Source organism: Streptomyces sp. NPDC007346 (assembly GCF_040703535.1).
In the GTDB taxonomy this organism is placed as follows: Bacteria; Actinomycetota; Actinomycetes; order Streptomycetales; family Streptomycetaceae; genus Streptomyces.
Genome location: NZ_JBEYKR010000136.1, coordinates 1 through 19292, shown reverse-complemented (window position 1 = coordinate 19292; position 19292 = coordinate 1). Strand labels below are relative to the sequence as shown.

17 protein-coding genes and 1 pseudogene are annotated in these 19292 nt (G+C 72.9%); 4 read left to right on the top strand and 14 right to left on the bottom strand.

From position 1 onward, the window contains the following. Positions 1-194 precede the first annotated feature (194 nt). From AB0917_RS27365 to AB0917_RS27350, 4 genes and pseudogenes are all read right to left on the bottom strand, one after another. Entirely contained in the window at positions 195-692 is a 498-nt protein-coding gene (locus tag AB0917_RS27365; RefSeq protein WP_366822341.1) for a peptidylprolyl isomerase, read from the bottom strand. 120 nt (positions 693-812) lie between these two features. After that, positions 813-1983: pseudogene (locus AB0917_RS27360) on the bottom strand (serine hydrolase domain-containing protein). A gap of 85 nt (positions 1984-2068) precedes the next feature. Then, complete coding sequence (locus AB0917_RS27355; protein WP_366822344.1) at positions 2069-2644, bottom strand: histidine phosphatase family protein; 576 nt, start codon at positions 2642-2644, stop codon at positions 2069-2071. 308 nt (positions 2645-2952) lie between these two features. Next, complete coding sequence (locus tag AB0917_RS27350; RefSeq protein ID WP_366822340.1) at positions 2953-4422, bottom strand: PLP-dependent aminotransferase family protein; 1470 nt, start codon at positions 4420-4422, stop codon at positions 2953-2955. A gap of 250 nt (positions 4423-4672) precedes the next feature. Between AB0917_RS27350 and AB0917_RS27345 the strand changes: the two genes are divergently transcribed. Both AB0917_RS27345 and AB0917_RS27340 read left to right on the top strand, forming a co-directional pair. Then, positions 4673-5689, top strand: a complete 1017-nt coding sequence (locus tag AB0917_RS27345; RefSeq protein WP_366822339.1) for a DMT family transporter — start codon at positions 4673-4675, stop codon at positions 5687-5689. Between the two features lie 42 nt (positions 5690-5731). Next, positions 5732-5941 (top strand): DUF1918 domain-containing protein, encoded by a 210-nt coding sequence (locus AB0917_RS27340; protein WP_366822338.1) that lies wholly within the window; start codon positions 5732-5734, stop codon positions 5939-5941. Positions 5942-6073: 132 nt separating this feature from the next. On the opposite strand, the gene AB0917_RS27335 is transcribed toward AB0917_RS27340, so the two are convergent. After that, positions 6074-7312, bottom strand: a complete 1239-nt coding sequence (locus AB0917_RS27335; protein ID WP_366822343.1) for a family 10 glycosylhydrolase — start codon at positions 7310-7312, stop codon at positions 6074-6076. Between the two features lie 228 nt (positions 7313-7540). Between AB0917_RS27335 and AB0917_RS27330 the strand changes: the two genes are divergently transcribed. Then, positions 7541-8401, top strand: a complete 861-nt coding sequence (locus AB0917_RS27330) for a 3-hydroxybutyryl-CoA dehydrogenase (protein WP_366822337.1) — start codon at positions 7541-7543, stop codon at positions 8399-8401. 67 nt (positions 8402-8468) lie between these two features. Here AB0917_RS27330 and AB0917_RS27325 read toward each other — a convergent pair whose 3' ends face one another. From AB0917_RS27325 to infC, 9 genes are all read right to left on the bottom strand, one after another. Further along, a complete protein-coding gene (locus AB0917_RS27325; protein ID WP_366822336.1) occupies positions 8469-8999 on the bottom strand; it encodes an NUDIX domain-containing protein in 531 nt (176 codons plus the stop codon). An 87-nt stretch (positions 9000-9086) separates the two neighbouring features. Then, on the bottom strand, positions 9087-10439 hold the full coding sequence (locus AB0917_RS27320) for a transcriptional regulator (protein ID WP_366822335.1): 1353 nt from the start codon (positions 10437-10439) through the stop codon (positions 9087-9089). A gap of 423 nt (positions 10440-10862) precedes the next feature. Then, positions 10863-13376 carry a phenylalanine--tRNA ligase subunit beta gene (gene pheT, locus AB0917_RS27315; RefSeq protein ID WP_366822334.1) on the bottom strand — a complete coding sequence of 838 codons (2514 nt, stop codon included), beginning with the start codon at positions 13374-13376 and terminating at the stop codon, positions 10863-10865. Beyond that, on the bottom strand, positions 13376-14515 hold the full coding sequence (pheS, locus tag AB0917_RS27310) for a phenylalanine--tRNA ligase subunit alpha (protein ID WP_366822333.1): 1140 nt from the start codon (positions 14513-14515) through the stop codon (positions 13376-13378). The genes pheT and pheS overlap by 1 nt, the downstream gene beginning before the upstream one ends. A 116-nt stretch (positions 14516-14631) precedes the next feature. Next, positions 14632-15837 carry a PAS domain-containing sensor histidine kinase gene (locus tag AB0917_RS27305; RefSeq protein WP_366822332.1) on the bottom strand — a complete coding sequence of 402 codons (1206 nt, stop codon included), beginning with the start codon at positions 15835-15837 and terminating at the stop codon, positions 14632-14634. A 175-nt stretch (positions 15838-16012) separates the two neighbouring features. Then, positions 16013-16858 (bottom strand): RNA methyltransferase, encoded by an 846-nt coding sequence (locus AB0917_RS27300; RefSeq protein WP_366822331.1) that lies wholly within the window; start codon positions 16856-16858, stop codon positions 16013-16015. Positions 16859-16972: 114 nt separating this feature from the next. Then, on the bottom strand, positions 16973-17356 hold the full coding sequence (gene rplT / locus AB0917_RS27295) for a 50S ribosomal protein L20 (RefSeq protein ID WP_003970214.1): 384 nt from the start codon (positions 17354-17356) through the stop codon (positions 16973-16975). Between the two features lie 108 nt (positions 17357-17464). After that, positions 17465-17659 carry a 50S ribosomal protein L35 gene (gene rpmI, locus AB0917_RS27290; RefSeq protein WP_003970213.1) on the bottom strand — a complete coding sequence of 65 codons (195 nt, stop codon included), beginning with the start codon at positions 17657-17659 and terminating at the stop codon, positions 17465-17467. 120 nt (positions 17660-17779) lie between these two features. Next, on the bottom strand, positions 17780-18439 hold the full coding sequence (infC, locus tag AB0917_RS27285; protein ID WP_366822342.1) for a translation initiation factor IF-3: 660 nt from the start codon (positions 18437-18439) through the stop codon (positions 17780-17782). Between the two features lie 403 nt (positions 18440-18842). On the opposite strand from infC, the gene AB0917_RS27280 reads away from it, so the two are divergent. After that, the gene (locus AB0917_RS27280; protein WP_366822330.1) at positions 18843-19205 is read left to right on the top strand and encodes a DUF1844 domain-containing protein; all 363 of its coding nucleotides are present in this window, start codon (positions 18843-18845) and stop codon (positions 19203-19205) included. The last annotated feature ends 87 nt before the right edge of the window (positions 19206-19292 follow it).

Genomic DNA, 19292 nt, shown 5'->3' with positions numbered 1-19292 from the left:
ACGCCGGGTTTGTGCCCATCGTTGCCCCCCGGGTTCACGGCGCCCTCGGCGCCGCGCCCGCCCCCGGGGGCAGCACCCCTGCCTACGCCCACGCGAACCCCCGGCCGCCGGGTGGCGTCGGCCGGGCTTCCTGTCTGCCGGGAGTGCCGGGCTGCCGGGGATGCCGGGCTACCGGCCCCGAAGTTCCGCGTCGCTCAGAGAACGCCGGACTCGGCGATGGTGACCTTGGCGCGGGTGCGGCCGCTGGAGGAGCCGAGCGCCTCGATCTTGCGGACCAGGGCCATGCCGTCCTCGTCGGCGACCTCGCCGAAGACCACGTGCTTGCCGTCCAGCCACGGGGTGAGCACCGTGGTGATGAAGAACTGCGAGCCGTTGGTGTTCGGGCCGGCGTTGGCCATCGAGAGCAGGCCCACGCGGTCGTGCTTGAGCTTGAAGTTCTCGTCGGCGAACTTCTCGCCGTAGATGCTCTTGCCGCCGGTGCCGTCGCCGCGGGTGAAGTCCCCGCCCTGGAGCATGAAGTCGGTGATGACGCGGTGGAAGGAGGAACCGGCGTAGCCGAAGCCCTTCTCACCGGTGGCGAGCGCGCGGAAGTTCTCCGTCGTCTTGGGGACGACGTCGTCGAACAGGTTGAACGTGATCCGCCCTGCGGGCGCGTCGTCGATGGTGATGTCGAAGTAGACCTTGGTTGTCATGGTGACATCCTCACATTCCTGGCAACCGCAGGCGAAACCCGGGTTGGGTCGGCGCAGCGGAATGTCGCGTTCCTCTCACCCCCGGGCCCACCCCCCGGGCCGCCCCCGGACCACTCCAGGTCACCTGCGGGCGTCGTCCCGGTGGGCCGCGTAGACCGCTTCGACCAGGGCCGTCTTGCGCGGGTCGTCGGCCACGCCGGAGCCCATGCGGTTCATGACGTACCCGAGGGCGATGCCCGCTTCCGGGTCGGCCAGGCCCGCAGGATCCGCCCGCGCCGTCGTGGCCCATCGCCCGCGGGTTGGGCCCGTAGGAGCGGTTGCGGCCGCTCAGCCAGAGGCCGAGGGCGATCTCGGTCTCGTGGGCGAAGGCGTCGCCGAGTACCAGGTCGCGGCAGGCGCCCTGGCCCTCCCGGACGCGTTCGGCGGCCTGTTCGGAGAGGATGCGGTGGCCGCCGACGGCACCGCGTCCAGCGAGGATCCCGTAGAGCGCGGCGACCGCTCGGGCGGTGCCGTGGCCGTTGGCGGCGGGGATCTCGGCGGCGCGCCAGGCGGGCGTGTTGGCGGCGGCCCGGCCGGTGGGCGGGTTGAGCAGGGAGGCGACGGCGACCGGTGCCATCCGGGCCAGGGCCGCGGCCTGGGCGGCGCGGTCGGTGCGTTCCTGGACCAGTTCGGCGAGCCGGTGGGTCTCCTTCTCGGGGAGGCCGAAGGTGAAGTCGATCCCCAGCGGGCCGGTGATCTCCTGCCGCAGGAACTCCCCCGGCAGCAGCCCGCAGACCCTGCGGACCACCTCGCCGACGAGGAATCCGTACGAGATCGCGTGGTAGCCGGACCGGGTCCCCGGCTCCCACATGGGTGCGGTGGCGGCGAGCCGGGCGCAGGTCAGCTCCCAGTCGTACAGCTCGTCCAGGGTGTGCGGTGTGCCCACCCCGGCGACCCCGGAGCGGTGGGAGAGGAGGTGGCGTACGCGTACGGACTCCTTGCCGTTCGCCGCGAACTCCGGCCAGTACGTGCTGACCGGGGCGTCCAGGTCGAGCAGGCCCCGGTCGGCCAGGACGTGGGCGCAGAGCGCGGCCGGGCCCTTGCTCGTGGACCAGACGTTGACCAGGGTGTCCCGCTCCCAGGGGCGGGTACGGGCCTCGTCGGCCCAGCCGCCCCAGAGGTCCACCACGGGTATGCCGTCGGCGAGGACGGTGAGCGCCGCGCCCAGTTCGCCCCGGGCCGTGAAGTTCTCCTCGAAGGCGTCCCGGACCCGGGCGAACCGGTCGTCGCAGTGGCCGTGGATCTGCGGCACGTGGGCTCCTTGGCTGCGGGCGGGACCGATGCCCCTGCAACGTACCGACTGGTCGGACCGGGGGGAAGAGGGGTGCCGGCCGGAGTCAGCGGATGCCGGACTCCAGGCTCAGGCTCCAGCGGCCGGGCGAGCCGGCGAGCGTGATCGTGGAGAGCGGGCGGACGTCGATGTTCCAGTACGCCGTCGGCGGCACGTTCAGCGCGTAGACCAGGGCCGCCCGGATCACGGCCGGTTCGGCGACCGCGACGATGAACCCGTCGCAGGCCGGGCGGGTGTCCAGCCAGCCCCCTATCCGCCCGATGAAGCCGAGGAGGGACTCCCCGCCGTGCGGGGCGCCGCCCGGGTCGGCGAACCAGGCTTCGACGGCGACCGGTTCGCGGGCGGCGACCTCGGCCAGGGTCATGCCACTCCAGCGGCCCATGTCGCAGTCGCGCAGGGCGGGCTGGGCCATCGGGGCGTAGCCGAGCGCCTCGCCGGTGGCCCGGCTGCGCGGGGTGGGCGAGCAGTAGCGCAGCTCGGCCGCCCCGAGCGGGACCAGGGTGTGGGCGACGAGCTGCACCTCGTGCCAGCCGGCCTGGTCGAGCGGCCGGTCGTCGTCGAAGCGCTCGGCCAGGCGGGGCGAGGTGCGCGCCGCCGCGACCAGGGTGACCCGCTGGGTCATGGCCGGATGCGTCATGGCCGGATCGTGGTGCCGAACGCCTGCCCGGTCAAGAGGGCCCCGGTGCGTGCGGGGCCTGCGGGGTCCGTTTCCGGACGGGGGGGGCGGGAGGTGTGGGGCCTGTCCGGCTGGTTTCCGGACGCGACGGTCGGGGTGCGCGGGCGCGCCCGGACCGCTTCCAGGCGCGACACCCCGGGGTGGGTGGTCCCCGCCCGGCCGGCACTCGGAGGCCCGGTGGTCCGGTGGCCCCGCCCGGCCCGTGTCCGGACGCGGCGGCCCCCAGGCCTGCCGATCCCGCCGAGCCCGCCGGGTCAGCCGGCGGGTGTCTCCGGGGCCCGGAGGCCGTCGTACGCCGTGCGGAGCCGGCGCACGCCCTCCGCGATCTCGGCCGCTCCGGAGACCGCCGCGAAGCTCAGCCGTACGTGGCCGGCCGGGGGTTCGGCGCAGAAGTACGGGCTGCCCGGGGCGATGGCGACCGAGGCGCGCAGGGCGGCGGAGGCGACGGCGGACTCGTCGGGGCCCGTTCCCGCCCCGGTCGCCGGGATCCGGAGCCAGAGGCTGCCGCCGCCCGCCGGTACGTGCGCCGGCGCGAACGCGGGCAGTTCGGAGCGGAGGGCGGCGGCCATCACCGTACGGCGACTGCGCAGCTCCGCCGCCACCGCGGCCAGGTGGCGGCCCCAGGACGGAGAGCCGACGAGTTCGAGCGCGGCCTCCTGGAGCGGTCTCGGTACGAAGAAGCTGTCGACGACCTGGATGGCGCGGAGGCGTTCGAGGACCGGGCCCCGGGCGGCCAGCGCGCCGACCCGGAGGCTGGGCGAGGTCACCTTGGTGAGCGAGCAGACGTGGACGACCACGCCGTCGGGGTCGTCGGCGGCCAGCGGTGCCGGGAGCGGCCCGGCGTCCTCGTGGACGAGCCGCCGGGCGAAGTCGTCCTCGATGACGAACGCCCCGGCCGCCCGCGCTATCGCCAGGATCTCGGGTCTGCGGGCGGGGGCGAGGGTGGCTCCGGTGGGGTTCTGGAAGAGCGGCTGGGTGACGAAGACCCGGGCCCCGGTGGCGCGGAACGCGTCGGCGAGCAGCTCGGGCCGGACCCCGTCCGCGTCCATCGGGACGGGGACCGGGCGCAGCCCCGTGGCGCGGGCGACCGCGAGCATGCCGGGGTAGGTGGGTGACTCCACGAGGACCGGGGCGCCGGGCGGGGCGAGGGCGCGCAGGGCGGTGGCCAGTGCGCTCTGGCCTCCCGCGGTGATCAGGACGTCGGTGCCGGAGACGGCCGGGCCGATCTCGCGGGCGAACCAGGACCGCAGTTCGGGCAGTCCGTCCGTCGGCGGGCGGCCCCACGCACCCGGGCGGCGGCCGGCCCGCGCGAGGGCTGCGGCCAGGGCCCGTTCGGGCTGGAGGGAGGCGTGGAGGTAGCCGCCGTTGAACTCGATAGTGCCGGGCGGTGGTGCGGCGAGGGTGGCCAGGACCCCGGAGGCGTCGACCGTACGGGGCACGACCTCGGGTCCGCCGTCGCCGCTCAGCGACACCTCCTGCCAGGACGTGTCGCCCTGGGCCGGGACCTCGTCGTGGGGTTCGGCCCGGAAGGCGCCGGAGCCGGGGCGCGTGACGACGAGCCCTTCGGCGGCGAGCTGGGCGACGGCCCGGGAGACGGTGACCGGGCTGACCCGGAACCGTTCGACGAGCGCACGGCTGGACGGCAGCTTCCCACCGGGTGAGTAGCGGTTGAGTTCGGCCCGCAGGGAGGCGACCAGTTCGGCGACGCTGCTACGCTCTTGCATGAGAGCACAGGATAGCGCTACTGCATCTTCACCGATAGCGGTCAGCGGCACGGAGACCCGCCTGACGGCCGGTGCGGGGACTTCCCCGGCGGCCGGTGCGGGAACCTCCCCGACGACCGGTGCGGGGACCTCTCCGGCCACCGGCCCGGAGGCCTCTCCGGCGACCGGTACGCACGCGGCCGGTACGAGGGCTGCCGCCACAGGCGCGACCGGTACGGGCTCGGCCGGCACGGGCTCAGCCGGCACGGGCATGACCGGTACGCACACGGTCGGCACGGGCGCGACCGGTACGCACGCGGCCGGCACATGCACGCCGCCCTCCGCGGCGGAGGCCCCCTCCGCCCCCGCCCGCCGAGGCACCCTGCTCGCCGCGCTCGGCGTCGTCGCGTTCTCGCTCACCTTCCCCTCCACCGCCTGGGGCCTGGAGAGCTTCGGCCCCTGGTCCCTCGTCGCCCTGCGCTCCGCGCTGGCCGCCCTGATCGCGGGCGGCTTCCTGCTGGCGGTCCGGGCACCGGTGCCCGCGCGCCGCCACTGGGGCGGACTCGCGGTGGTGGCGGGCGGTGCGGTGGTGGGGTTTCCGCTGCTGACGACCCTCGCCCTCCAGACCTCCACCACCTCGCACGCGGCCGTGGTGGTGGGGCTGCTGCCGCTGACGACGGCGGTGCTGGGATCGCTGCGTACCGGGGAGCGCCCCTCCCGCGCCTTCTGGGCCGCGGCCCTGGCCGGGGCGGCGGTCGTCATCGGCTTCACCGTGCAGCAGAGCGGCGGGGCCCTGACCTCGGGCGACCTGTACCTGTTCGGCGCACTCCTGGTCTGCGCGGCCGGGTACACCGAGGGCGGCCGGCTGGCCCGGGTGATGCCGGGGTGGCAGGTGATCGGCTGGGCGCTGATCCTGTGCCTGCCGCTCGCGGTGGTGGGCAGTGCCGTGGCCCTGCCGCTCGAACCGGTCCACCTCACCGCGCACGGCGTCCTCGGCCTGGTCTGGGTGGCCGCCGGATCGGCCTTCTTCGGGCTGTACGTCTGGTACAAGGGCATGGCCGAGATCGGCGTCCCCCGGGCCAGTCAGCTCCAGCTCGCGCAGCCGCTCCTCACGCTGGTGTGGTCCTTCCTGCTGCTCGGCGAGGAGGTGTCGGCGGCGGCTCCGCTCGCGGCGGTGGCGGTGCTCGTGTGTATCGCCGCCACCCAGCGGACGGGCCGGAGCAGGACGGCGGCCCGGCCCCGGTCGGCGGAGAGTTCCGGGCGGGAATCCGGGGCCGTACGGTCCTAGACTTGGGGGTACGGACCGCCACCCGTGAGGAGGTCACTCCCGATGGAGGCACACGCGGGCGACCGGCTGCTGATGCACGGCAGGACCGTGGGACAGCACGACCGGGTCGCAGAGATCATCGAAGTGCTCGGGGACGGGGGCGCCCCTCCGTACCGGCTCCGCTTCCCCGACGGACACGAACACCTGATGTCCCCCGGCCCCGACAGCGTGGTCCAGCACATGGAGGCGCCCAGGGGCCACCAGCCGCAGTAGCAGGAGCAGGAGCAGGGCAGTAACAGGCTCAGGGGCAGGAGCAGAGCGGCAGCGACCGTGATGGGGGCCGGGGCCGGGCTCCGAGCGGCCCCGGCCCCTCACCCCTCTCCCCTCACCTACACCCGGCCCCCATCAGCGCGGCGCGCGAGCCCGGTCCTGGTAGTGGTCGGCGACCACCCGGGCCATCGCGCCGATCCTGTCCCTCGCCACATGCTGGGCGGAGAAGAAGATGTGCCCGCCCACCTCCTCGTGGTTCCGGGCGAGGGTCAGGTGGCGGGAGAGTTCCGCCGGGTCCTGCCAGGGGGCGGGCTGGGCCGGGTCACCGGCCTTGTAGAGGGCCTCCCCCACGTACAGGCCCACGCCCGTGCCCCGCACCGTGCCGCTCCACCACGCGAGGACCTTGGCGTAGTCGGCGGCGGCGAGGCCGATGTGCCAGTAGATCTGCGGGCAGATGTAGTCGATCCACCCCTCCTTGACCCACTTGCGGGTGTCGGCGTGCAGGTCGTCGTAGGTCTCGACGCCCGCCCGGGTGTCGGAGCCGAGCGGGTCGGTCGACGCGTTGCGCCAGACGGCGAAGGGGCTGATGCCGAACCGGACGCCCTGCCGGGTCTCCCGGATGCGCTCGCCCATCTCGCGCACCAGCCGGTCCACGTTGTCGCGGCGCCAGGCGGCCTTGTCCGGGAAGCCGGACCCGTACCGCTCGTAGGCGGCGTCGTCCTTGAACTCCTGGCCGGCCACCGGATACGGGTAGAAGTAGTCGTCCCAGTGCACCGCGTCGATCGCGTACCGGCGGACGGCGTCCAGCATGGCGTCCTGGACGAAGCGGCGGACCTCCGGCAGCCCCGGGTCGTAGTAGAGCTTCCCGCCGTACGGCAGGACCCACTCCGGGTGGAGCCGCGCCGGGTGGGAGGCGGCGAGGCGGGTGGGGTCCGTGTGGTTCGCCACCCGGTACGGGTTGAACCAGGCGTGCAGCTCCAGCCCCCGGTCGTGCGCCTCGCGGACGGCGGTGGCCAGCGGGTCCCAGCCCGGGTCCTTGCCCTGGACGCCGGTGAGGCAGTCGGCCCACGGCTCGTGCGGGGAGGGCCACAGGGCGTCTGCGGTGGGGCGGACCTGGAGCACCACCGCGTTGAGCCGCAGCTCGACGGCCCGGTCCAGGTGGGCGATGAGCTCGGCCTGCTGCGCCGCCGCCGTCAGGCCGGGCTTGGAGGGCCAGTCCAGGTTGGCGACCGTGGCGATCCACACGCCGCGCAGCTCACCCCGGGCGAACCGGTCCTCGCCGCCGCCTCCTCCCTGTACGGCCCGGGTCGTCCGGGCGGCGGCCGCGTCACCGCTCGTAGTCATCGCCGCCACCAGCCCGGCCGCGCCCGCCACGAGCGATCTCCGGGTCATTCCTGTACGCCGCATACGCCACACTCGTCCCTTCACGTCGACCACACCCCCCTCTCTTTACGTAACAGGATCATTCCCTTCCGTAGCCGGATGACCCGCAGGTCATCGGGGTGGGCCGGCGGAGTAACGTCGTGGGGTCGAGGCGGGCACCGGAATCACACGGGACCCTGCGATACGGAGAACGGCGAAAGGCACGAGGTGACGGACTCTATGGCCGACATTGCACGCGTCGGGGTGGTGGGCTGTGGCCAGATGGGCGCAGGTATCGCGGAGGTGTGCGCGCGCAGCGGCCTCGAGGTGAAGGTCGCGGAGACCACCGGCGAAGCGCTGGAGATCGGCCGCACCCGGCTGCACAACTCCCTCTCGAAGGCCGCCGAACGCGGCAAGATCACCGACGAGGAGCGGGACGAGACCCTCGGCCGCCTCAGCTTCACCACCGACCTCGGGGAGTTCGCCGACCGCGACCTCGTCATCGAGGCCGTCGTGGAGAACGAGCAGGTCAAGACGGAGATCTTCCAGATTCTGGACCAGGTGGTGACCCGGCAGGACGCGATCTTGGCCTCCAACACCTCCTCCATCCCGCTGGTGAAGCTGGCCGTCGCGACCTCGCGCCCGGACCGGGTCATCGGCATCCACTTCTTCAACCCGGCCCCCGTCCAGAAGCTGGTCGAGCTGATCCCGGCGCTGACCACGTCGGACGAGACGATCGCGCGCGCCGAGGCCCTCGTGCGGGACGTGCTGGGCAAGCACCCGATCCGCGCCCAGGACCGGTCCGGCTTCGTCGTGAACGCGCTGCTGATCCCGTACCTGCTCTCCGCGATCCGGATGTTCGAGTCGGGCATCGCGAGCCGTGAGGACATCGACAACGGCATGGAGATGGGCTGCGCCCACCCGATGGGCCCGCTGAAGCTCGCGGACCTGATCGGCCTGGACACCGTGGCCTCGGTCGCCGACTCGATGTACGCGGAGTACAAGGAGCCGCTGTACGCCGCTCCCCCGCTGCTCCAGCGCATGGTCGACGCGGGCCGCCTGGGCCGCAAGACCGGGTCGGGCTTCTACCCGTACGCCTGATCCCCCGGTACTTCGAGGAGCCGGTCCCGGACACCCCGGGGCCGGCTCCCTGTGTGTACGAGCGCCCTCAGCCCAGCCGCAGGTGGTGCAGCATCAGCAGCGCGGCCGCCATGTTCGCCGCGGGCACCTCGCCCCGGGCGATCATGTCCGGGACCAGCTTCAGCGGTATCCACTCACGCCGTGAGGACTCGAAGGCGTCCTGGGGAGGGCCCGTGTAGTGCGCCTCCTGGGCCCAGTAGAGGTGGTGGCGGGCGTCGGTGAGGCCGTTGGCGGGCTCCACGGTGAGCAGCGGGCGCAGGGGGCCGGGGCGCCAGCCGGTCTCCTCCTCCATCTCCCGGGCCGCCGCCGCCGCGATGTCCTCGCCGTCCTCGACGACCCCCGCGGCCAGCTCCCACCCCCAGCTGTCGGTGATGAACCGGTGGCGCCAGAGCAGCAGCACCTCGTCCGCCTCGTTGACGGCGGTGGCCACGGCGACGGGCCGCAGCCGGATGACGAAGTGGTCGATATGGCTGCCGTCGGGCAGCTCGACATCCGCCAGGTTCACCCGGAACCAACGGTTCTGATACACATTCTGTTCGCTCAAGTTCGTCCACTGCACAGTTCTGCCGCCTTTCGACATGTTGGGGGGCAACATGTCAGCAGGGTCGGCTGTGAAGCGGAGCGAACGGCCGGTGCGCGGCGGAGCTCACAGAGGCACGCGGAGCGCCCCGCCGATCAGATCGGCCGTCTGTACGGCGTCGGCGCAGCCGCTCTCCGCCAGCTCCCGCCGCACCTGGCGCAACCGGTCGCGCAGCCGCTGGGACTCCATCCCCCGGGCCCGCTCGGCCATTTCGGCGGCGGTACCGGCCGCCCGGTCCGGCTCGCCCTGGAGCAGCTCGATATGGCTGAGCATCGCCAGGCGGTGCACGCGCCCCCGGTCGTGCGCCGGAGCGCGCACCGCGGAGGCCGCGTGCTCCCGTGCCGCGGGCAGATCCCCGAGGCTGAGCAGCGCCTCCGCCACCTGGACGTCGACCAGGCCCGGCTGGACGTACCCGGTCTCGTCCGGCTCCCGCCCGGTGTGGATCCGGCCCGCCTGGGCCTTGGCCCGTCCGATGCGGGCACGGGCCCCCGCCGCGTCGCCGAGATGGGCGTACGCCTTGGCCTGCATGGCGTACAGGTCGGCGGCGAGCGCCGGCGTGATGTGGCCCCCGGCGGCCCGCAGCGCGGCCTCGGCGAAGGCGATGGAGCGGCGGTGGTCGCCGAGGAAGAGGGACTGGGTGACCAGCAGGGCGATCACATAGCCGCCGAGCGCCCGGTCGCCGCTGGACTTGGCGAGCCGCAGCGCCTGGTGGAAGTAGCGCTGGGCGAGGCCGTGGGCGTCGGAGTCGTACGCGCAGATGCCGGCCACCGCCACCAGGGCCGCCGTCGCCCGGTGCAGCCGGCGGCCGAGCTGGTCGCTGTAGCCGGCGCGCAGCAGGGGCGCCGCCTCGGCGTTGAGGAAGCGGACGATCCGGGGTCTGGTCGCGATGCCGCCCGCCTTGCGGTACATCTGCTCGTAGTGGTCGCGGGCGGACCGGAGCGTCTCTATGTCGGCCATGCTGACGCGGCCCGGTCCCCCCGGGCGGGAGACGTCGGTGTCCTCCGGCGGGTTCTCCCACTCCCAGACCGGCATCACCGCCGTGGTCCCGGTGACGGCGGGGACGGTGGCCAGGTGGGGGCGGTGCTGTTCGTCCGAGCGCCACAGCGCGGTGGCCCGCTCGACGAAGCCGGAGAGGGAGGCGCTGTGCGGTGCGGTCCGTGTGCCGCATCCGTCCAGGGTGCCCATGCCGATGTCGTCCAGCGCCACCGGGCGCCCCAGCCGGCCGCCCAGCACCTCGCAGATCAGGTCCGGCACCTGGCCGCGCGGGCGCTGGCCCTTCAGCCAGCGGGAGACCGCCGTGTGTTCGTACCGCAGGCTCAGGCCACGGTCCCGGCCCGCCCGGTTGACGTGACCGGCGAGCCCCGCCCGGGACATCCCGGCCTCGTCGATCAGGGAATCGAGCAGGACATTGGGCTCCATCGTCCCCCCAGGTGCGTGTCGCAATGAGCCTAGTCCAGCACGTTTCACACGGGGTGTGAACGGAATGCCCGAACCCTCCGGCCGTGCGCTCTGCCGCGCGGCGGGTGGGGCTCGATTGAATGAACTCCTCGCAAGAGGCGGCCGGGTCGTCGGCTCCCCCTCGTAACGGTTGACGACCCGCACCGCGCCGTCCGCACCGCCGGGCCTGCCCGACACTCCGTGGCCGTGCGGACGGCGCAGGATCGCACGACCCACTGCCCAACGGTGAAGGAGGGTGGCTGCGGGTCGGGGGCCGGAACCGCGCTTCCTCCCGGTTCCGTGCCCCGGTCCGGGTGCGGTCCCTCAGCCGCCCGGCGGGACAAGGAGAAGGGGCGTACCCGGTGGCCGGATACGCCCCTTCTCGACGCCGTCGCGCCGAGGTGACTACGCTCCGCGCAGCACCGCGCCCGTGCGCTCGGCGGCCAGGGCCACCGCGCTGTCGCGGGCGGCCGAGGCCTCGTCGACGGTCAGTGTGCGGTCGGCGGCGCGGAAGCGCAGCGCGTACGCCAGGGACTTGTTGCCCCCGCCGATCTGCTCGCCGGTGAAGACGTCGAACAGCCGCAGCGATTCGAGGAGTTCACCCGCGCCCTCGCGCAGCGCCCGCTCCACGTCGGCGGCCGGGACGTCCCCGGCGACGACGAGTGCGACGTCCTGGGTCGCCACCGGGAAGGTGGAGATCCTCGGCGCCCGGAGCACTCCGTCGACGGCCTGCTCCAGCACGTCCAGCTCGACCTCCGCGGCACAGGTCCGCTCGGGCAGGTGGAGCGCCTTGATGACGCGCGGGTGGAGTTCGCCCGCGTGTCCGAAGAGGGTCTCCTCGCCGTTCACCGTGACGTACAGCGCGGCGCAGCGGCCCGGGTGCCACGGGGCGTGCTGGTCGGCGCGGACGATCACCTCGACGCCGGCCTCCGCGGCGATCGAGCGGGCCGCCTCGACGGCGTCCGCCCAGGTCGCCGGGGTGCCCTTGCCCCACCAGCCGGCCTGCTCGCGGGCGCCCGCGAGGACGACGGCGGCGCGGCGCGGCTGGCGCGGCAGGGCCGCGTCCAGTCCGGCGATCTCCTCGTCGGTGGGCCGGCGGTCGACGGGCAGCCGGACCGCGGCCGTCTCCTCACCCGTGGGCCGGAAGACCAGACCGGTCTCGAAGAGCGCCAGGTCGTGGCTGCCCCGGCCGTCGTTGCGCCGCAGCGCGCCGAGGAGGCCCGGGAGCAGCGTGGTGCGCAGCGCCGGCTCCTCGTCGGAGAGCGGGTTGACGAGCTTGACCGTACGGCGGCGCTCGTCGTCCTTCTCCAGGCCGAGCTGGTCCAGGACCGCGTCGCCGATGAACGGGTAGCTCAGCGCCTCGACGTATCCGGCTCCGGCCAGGGCCCGGCCGATGCGGCGGTGCAGCCGCTGGCGGTCGGTGAGGCCGCGGCCGGAGGGGGGCGTGGGCAGGGTGGAGGGCAGGTTCTCGTAGCCCTCCAGCCGGATGACCTCTTCGGCCAGGTCGTTCGGCTCGTTCAGGTCGGGCCGCCAGGACGGGACGGTGACGATCAGCTCGTCCTGCCCGTAGACGTCGCAGCCGACCTGCTGGAGGCGGCGGACGACGGTCTCGCGACCGTACTCCACACCGGCCACCCTGTCCGGGTGGTCGGCCGGCATCGCGATGGTGCGCGGGGCGTGGGGCGAGGTGATCTCGGTGACCCCGGCCTCGGCGGTACCGCCCGCGAGGAGGACCAGCAGGTCGACGGTGCGCTGCGCCGCCGCTGCGGCGGCCTGCGGGTCGACGCCGCGCTCGAAGCGCTTGGACGCCTCGGAGGACAGCTTGTGGCGGCGCGCGGTGCGGGCGATCGAGATCGCGTCGAAGTGCGCGGCCTCGATGACGACCTCGGTGGTGAGGGCCGACTCGCCGTCCGCGTCGGCGATCTCGGTGTTGGCGCCGCCCATGACGCCCGCGAGGCCGATCGGCCCGCGGTTGTCGGTGATGACCAGGTCCTCGGCGTCCAGCACGCGCACGGTGCCGTCCAGCGTGGTGAGCTTCTCGCCCTGCGTGGCGCGGCGCACGCCGATCGGCCCGTCGACCCGGGTGCGGTCGTAGGCGTGCAGCGGCTGACCGAGCTCCAGCATCACGTAGTTGGTGACGTCGACGGCGAGCGAGATCGGCCGCATCCCGGCCTTCTGGAGGCGGCGCTGCATCCAGATCGGGGAGCGGGCCTCGGGCTGGAGACCGGTGACGGTGCGGGCGGTGAAGCGGTCGCAGCCGATCGGGTCCGAGATCTGGACCGGGTAGCCGTACGCGTTGGGCGCGGGCACGTCCAGGAGCGCCGGGTCGCGCAGCGGCAGCCCGTACGCGATGGCGGTCTCGCGGGCGACACCGCGCATGGACAGGCAGTAGCCCCGGTCCGGGGTGACGGCGATGTCCAGGACCTCGTCGACGAGCTGGAGCAGCTCGATCGCGTCGGTGCCGGCCTCGTGCTCCGGCGGCAGCACGATGATGCCGTGCGTGCCGTCGTCGCCCATGCCCAGCTCGTCGGTGGAGCAGATCATGCCGTGCGAGGTCCTGCCGTACGTCTTGCGGGCGGCGATCGCGAAGTCGCCGGGCAGGACCGCGCCCGGGAGGACCACGACGACCTTGTCGCCGACCGAGAAGTTACGGGCGCCGCAGACGATCTCCTGCGGTTCGCCGGTGCCGTTGGCGGAGCCGACGTCGACCGTGCAGAAGCGGATGGGCTTCTTGAACCCCTCCAGCTCCTCGATGGTCAGGACCTGTCCGACGACCAGGGGGCCCTTGAGACCCGCGCCGATCTGCTCGACGGTCTCGACCTCGAGGCCCACGGAGACGAGCTCGGTCTGTACGTCACGGCCGGTCTCCGTCGCCGGCAGGTCGACGTACTCCCGCAGCCAGGAAAGCGGGACGCGCATCAGATCTCCATCCCGAACGGCCGGGTGAACCGGACGTCACCCTCGACCATGTCTCGCATGTCTTCGACGTTGTGGCGGAACATCAGCATCCGTTCGATGCCGAACCCGAAGGCGAATCCGCTGTACTTCTGGGGGTCGACACCGCAGGCGGTGAGCACCTTGGGGTTGACCATGCCGCAGCCGCCCAGCTCGATCCAGCCCTCGCTGCCGCAGGTGCGGCAGGGCCGGTCCGGGTTGCCGACGGACTCGCCGCGGCAGACGTAGCAGACCATGTCCATCTCGGCGGACGGCTCGGTGAACGGGAAGAAGTTCGGCCGCAGCCGGGTCTTCATGTCCGGCCCGAAGAGCGCCTGGACCATGTGGTCCAGGGTGCCCTTGAGGTCGGCCATGGTGAGGCCCTCGTCGACGGCGAGCAGCTCGATCTGGTGGAAGACCGGGGTGTGCGTGGCGTCCAGCTCGTCGGTGCGGTAGACCCGGCCGGGGCAGACCACGTAGACGGGGGGCTTGCGCTCCAGGAGCGAGCGGGCCTGGACCGGGGAGGTGTGCGTACGCAGCACGACGCCGGACTCGTCGCCCTCGGTCGCCTTCCCCTCGGGCGTGGTGCCCTGGACGAAGAAGGTGTCCTGCATCTGGCGGGCGGGGTGGTCGGGCACGAAGTTCAGGGCGTCGAAGTTGAACCACTCCGCCTCGACCTCGGGGCCCTCGGCGATCTCGTAGCCCATGGCCACGAAGACGTCCGCGACGCGCTCCATGATGGTCGTCAGCGGGTGGCGGGCGCCGGCCGGGGTGCGGTCGTAGGGCAGCGTGACGTCCACGGCCTCCTCGACGAGCACCCGGGCGTCGCGCTCGGCCTCCAGCTCGGCCTGGCGGGCGGCCAGCGCCTTGGAGACGGCGCCGCGGGCCTGGCCCACGCGCTTGCCCGCCTCGGCCTTGGCCTGCGGGGGCAGGGCGCCGATCTCGCGGTTGGCGAGCGACAGGGGCGAGGTACCTCCGGTGTGCGCGGTCTTCGCCTGGGCGAGCGCGTCGAGGTCGCCGGCGGCGGCGAAGGCGGCGAACGCCTCGTCCCGCATGCGCTCGATCTCTTCCGGTTTCAGTGCCTCGACCTCGACTGGGTCGTACGACTTGTTCGGTGCCGACATCTCTTCCCGTGCTTCCGATTGGCTGGTGGCGCGACCCGGCTGGAGACCGCTGGACGCAAAGGTGCCAAAGGTCGAGTCTACGGGCCGCAGGACGGTCGGGGAGCCCGTGGGCTGCCTCAGGCCAGGTAGGCCGGGGCGCTCACGGGCAGAATAAATCGGAACTCGGCCCCGCCGCCGGGCCCCCGGTCGACGGTGATGGTGCCGCCGTGCGCCTCGACGATGCCCTTGACGATGTAGAGGCCCAGGCCCGTGCCGCCGCGTTTACTCCCCCGCCAGAAGCGGGTGAAGACGCGGCTCATCGACTCCTCGGGGATGCCGGGGCCCTCATCGCTCACGGTGACTGCCGTTCCCGTCTCGTCGCACGCGCCCGGCGCGGGCGCGGGGGCGATCTCAATGGTGACGGTTCCCTCGCCGTGGCGCACCGCGTTTTCCAGGAGGTTGCCGAGGATCTGGTCGATCTTGTCGGGGTCGGCCCACAGGTCGGGCAGCGGCCCGCGGGCGCGGACCCGGAAGCGGTCGGGGTCCTGGCCGCCCGTGATGAGGGCCTGGATGTGGCGGGCGACGGCGGCGGCGATGTCGACGGGCTGGCGGCGCAGCTCCAGGCGGCCGGAGTCGATCCGGGAGATGTCGAGCAGCTCGGCGATGAGCCGGGTGACCCGGCCGGCGTCGGCGTCGACGGTCTCCAGCATCAGCCGCTTCTGGTCGTCGGTGAACCGCTCCCACTTGGCGAGCAGCGTCGCGGTGAACCCCTTGACGGAGGTCAGGGGGGAGCGCAGTTCGTGGGCGACGGTGGCGATCAGCTCGGCGTGGCTGCGTTCGGTACGGCGGCGGGCCTCGGTGCCGCGCAGGGACACGACCACCCGGCGCACGGGCCCGGTGGGCCGCTCGCGTACGTAACGGGCGGAGACCAGCACCTCACGGCCGCCGGGCAGCAGCAGGTTGCGCTCGGGCTGCCCGCCCCGGGTGGCGAGGCCGCCGTACGGGTCGGTCAGCGCCCACCAGCGCTTGCCCTTGAGGTCCTCCAGGGGCAGGACCGCCTCCAGGGTGCGGCCGATCGCCTCGGAGCGCGGGGTGGCGGTGATGCGGGCGGCGGCGGCGTTGAAGCAGATGACGTGGCCGCTCTCGTCGGCGACGACGAGCCCGTCGGGCAGGTCGTCGGGGTCGATGCCGCAGCCGAGGGCGTCCACGCGTTCGGTGCCGGTGACGGCGTCCGGGTCGGTGCCGGTGGTGTCCGGGGCGGCCGTTCTCCCGCCCGGTCCCCCGCCCGCGGCGCGCGCGGCGGCGGTGTGCGCCGGTCGCGGCGAGCTCATGCCGACAGCCATTATCCCGTATCCCCACCTCTCGAACCGGTGCAGTGGGCCCCCGAGTTCGTCACCCTACTAGTCGCCGGCGAACCGGCGACACCCTGCGGGGGCGCGCCGTGGGAGTGCGCCGGTGGACGGGAAAAGCGGAATGGCCGGGACCGTTCGGTGACGGGCCGTCAAGGGGGCCGTGCGGCTACGCGTCGGGGGCGCGGCGCGGGCGCTGGGCGCGGGCGGAGGCGTAGAGGCAGACGGCGGCGGCGGTCGCGAGGTTGAGGCTCTCCGCCTTGCCGTGGATGGGGACGCGGACGACGGCGTCGGCGAGCGCCCGGGTCTCCTCGGGCAGCCCCCAGGCCTCGTTGCCGAAGACCCAGGCGGTGGGGGTGCCCATGGTGCCCGCGTCCAGCTCGTCGTCCAGGTCGTCGTCCCCGGCGCCGTCGGCGGCGAGGATGCGCACCCCGGCGTCCCGGAGCCCCTGCACGGCCTGCTCGACGGGGACGCCGACGGCGACGGGCAGGTGGAAGAGCGAACCGACCGACGCCCGTACGGACTTGGGGTTGTACAGGTCCACCGAGGCGTCGGTCAGCACCACGGCGTCCGCGCCGGCCGCGTCCGCGCAGCGCAGTACCGTACCGGCGTTCCCGGGGTCCCGGACGTTGGCCAGAACCGCCACCAGCGTGGGCTTCGCGTCCAGGATCTCCTGGAACGGGGAGTCCAGGAACCGGCAGACGCCGATCAGGCCCTGCGGGGTGACGGTCTGCGAGACGTCGGCGAGGACGTCGTCGCCGGCCAGGTGGACCCTGGCCCCCGCGGCGTGGGCGGCGTCGATGATGTCGGCGTAGCGGTCGGCGGCCTCGGGGGTGGCGAACAGCTCGATGAGCGTCGGCTCGCCGTCACCGCCCCGGTGGGCGGCGGCCTCGCGGACGGCCTGGGGCCCCTCGGCGATGAACCTGCGCTCCTTGCCGCGGAAGTTGCGGCGGGCCAGCCGTCGGGCGGCGGCGACGCGCGGGGAGCGCGGGGAGATCAGTTCGGGGGTGCCCATGGTCGGCGGCGAGCCTCTCTGCGTACGGGGTGGGGTCAGGGGGTCAAAGCACCGGACCCGCAGACGGCGTGCGCCTGCGGGTCCGGTTCACGTACCTGGAAGGTGGTGCCTGGATCAGGCGGCCTTCGGGGCGTTGACGTCGCTCGGGAGGGCCTTCTGGGCGACCTCGACGAGAGCGGCGAACGCGTTGGCGTCGTTGACCGCGAGCTCGGCCAGGATCTTGCGGTCCACCTCGATGTTGGCGGCCTTCAGACCCTGGATGAGGCGGTTGTACGTCATGCCGTTCTGGCGGGCAGCGGCGTTGATGCGCTGGATCCACAGCTGACGGAAGTCGCCCTTGCGCTTCTTGCGGTCGTTGTAGTTGTAGACCAGGGAGTGGGTGACCTGCTCCTTGGCCTTGCGGTACAGGCGCGAGCGCTGACCGCGGTAGCCGCTGGCGGCCTCGAGGATCGCCCGGCGCTTCTTGTGGGCGTTGACTGCCCGCTTGACGCGTGCCACTTGTTAACTCCTTGTAGCGGGGCCGTGGGTGTCTTCACACGGCCCGGAAACGAATTGGTCCCGGTGTGATCGAGGTCGTACCCCCGGAGAAGGTCCGGGGGCCGAACCTCACTTGCCGAGAAGCTTCTTGATCTTCTTGGCGTCGGCCGGAGCCACGACGACCGTGCCGGTCAGCGAGCGGGTCTTCTTGGACGACTTGTGCTCGAGCAGGTGGCGCTTGCCGGCCCTCTCGCGGAGCACCTTGCCGGAGCCGGTGATCTTGAAGCGCTTGCTGGCACCGCTGTGCGTCTTGTTCTTCGGCATCGCGCCGTTCTCTCCTCGTCAGTGGCGCCCCTCACGGTGCGGGCACCGGACTGCAGGGGCGTCAGATCTCTATGGGATTCCGGGGGGACCCGGGGGCGCCTGGATGGCGACCCCCGAAGGTCACGCCTCGGAAGGTGTGTCGGCCGGAGCCTCGGCCGCTGCGGCCGGAGCCTCAGCGGTGTCGCCCTCGGACGCGGCGTCGTTCGTACCCTGACGCTCCGCCTTGCGGGCGGCCTGGGCCTCACGGGCCTCGGCCATGGCCTCGGTCTTCTTCTTGTGCGGGCCCAGAACCATGATCATGTTCCGGCCGTCCTGCTTCGGGTTGGACTCGATGAAGCCCAGGTCCTCCACGTCCGAAGCCAGACGCTGGAGCAGTCGGAAGCCCAGCTCCGGGCGGGACTGCTCACGACCACGGAACATGATCGTGATCTTGACCTTGTCGCCCTGCTTGAGGAACCGGACGACGTGACCCTTCTTGGTGTCATAGTCGTGCGGGTCGATCTTCGGCCGGAGCTTCATCTCCTTGATGACCGTGTGCGCCTGGTTCTTGCGCGCCTCACGGGCCTTCATGGCCGACTCGTACTTGAACTTCCCGTAGTCCATGAGCTTGCACACGGGCGGACGGGCTGTCGCCGCCACCTCGACCAGGTCGAGGTCATACTCCTGTGCGAGTTCCAGGGCCTTGGCAAGCGGAACAATCCCGACCTGCTCGCCACTGGGACCGACAAGTCGGACCTCGGGAACGCGAATCCGGTCGTTGATGCGGGGCTCGGCGCTGATGGATCCTCCTCGGTAGCACCACGCGACCGTCTGGCGGACAGCCGCGTTACGTGTGAGACGTCGACCAGCCGCACCGGAGGCACCAAACAAAAATGCCCCGGACGGGACACAGGCGGGGCTCCATGAACTACCGGAGCACCGCCGCGGCCAACCGCGGGGCGCATCGAGCGGCTCCATCGTCCGTACGGAACGATGGGGACCGCCTGACCGGTGACCCGCCGTCCGGTGAGGACGGTCAGGTGGGAGATCGGAGCCTCCACTTGTGGGCCGAGCACATAGGTGTCCGGCCGGTCGTTACACAAGGTTAGCATCCTGACAGCGAGCGCGCTAACCCGGTGTCCCACCGGCTCCCCTCCGGGCTCCCGGCGACAGGACCGCCCCGCCCTGGCCTTATCGTGTGGGCATGAGCGACGCGACCCCCAGCAGTGACAACCCCGGCTTCGACGACATGGCCCGCGACATCGCGGAGGTCCCCGCCGTCGAGGTGATCGTGACGGTCGCCGTCAACCTGATGAGCGCCGCAGCGGTGAAGCTCGGCCTGACGGAGGAGGGCGAGGACCACAAGGACCTCGACGAGGCCCGCAAGCTGGTCCACGCCCTGGCCGGACTGCTGGACGCCGGCACGACGGAGATCAGCACCTTCCACGCCTCCCCCCTGCGCGACGGCCTGAAGTCGCTCCAGCTCGCCTTCCGCGAGGCCTCACTGGTGCCGGACGAGCCCGGCCAGGGCCCCGGCGAGAAGTACACGGGCCCGGTCTACGGCTAGGCACCTTCCTCTTCCTCGTACGCACGAGCCCAACTCCAGCATCGCGCCGATGACCGGTGGCCTGGTGCTGGATTCCTCGATTGCCCC

Bases quoted from the DNA above. Each gene is read 5' to 3' on its own strand.
- AB0917_RS27365 (WP_366822341.1), bottom strand. From the start codon at position 692: ATGACAACCAAGGTCTACTTCGACATCACCATCGACGACGCGCCCGCA.
- AB0917_RS27355 (WP_366822344.1), bottom strand. From the start codon at position 2,644: ATGACCCAGCGGGTCACCCTGGTCGCGGCGGCGCGCACCTCGCCCCGC.
- AB0917_RS27350 (WP_366822340.1), bottom strand. From the start codon at position 4,422: ATGCAAGAGCGTAGCAGCGTCGCCGAACTGGTCGCCTCCCTGCGGGCC.
- AB0917_RS27345 (WP_366822339.1), top strand. From the start codon at position 4,673: ATGACCGGTACGCACACGGTCGGCACGGGCGCGACCGGTACGCACGCG.
- AB0917_RS27340 (WP_366822338.1), top strand. From the start codon at position 5,732: ATGGAGGCACACGCGGGCGACCGGCTGCTGATGCACGGCAGGACCGTG.
- AB0917_RS27330 (WP_366822337.1), top strand. From the start codon at position 7,541: ATGGCCGACATTGCACGCGTCGGGGTGGTGGGCTGTGGCCAGATGGGC.
- AB0917_RS27320 (WP_366822335.1), bottom strand. From the start codon at position 10,439: ATGGAGCCCAATGTCCTGCTCGATTCCCTGATCGACGAGGCCGGGATG.
- pheT (WP_366822334.1), bottom strand. From the start codon at position 13,376: ATGCGCGTCCCGCTTTCCTGGCTGCGGGAGTACGTCGACCTGCCGGCG.
- pheS (WP_366822333.1), bottom strand. From the start codon at position 14,515: ATGTCGGCACCGAACAAGTCGTACGACCCAGTCGAGGTCGAGGCACTG.
- AB0917_RS27305 (WP_366822332.1), bottom strand. From the start codon at position 15,837: ATGGCTGTCGGCATGAGCTCGCCGCGACCGGCGCACACCGCCGCCGCG.
- AB0917_RS27300 (WP_366822331.1), bottom strand. From the start codon at position 16,858: ATGGGCACCCCCGAACTGATCTCCCCGCGCTCCCCGCGCGTCGCCGCC.
- rpmI (WP_003970213.1), bottom strand. From the start codon at position 17,659: ATGCCGAAGAACAAGACGCACAGCGGTGCCAGCAAGCGCTTCAAGATC.
- AB0917_RS27280 (WP_366822330.1), top strand. From the start codon at position 18,843: ATGAGCGACGCGACCCCCAGCAGTGACAACCCCGGCTTCGACGACATG.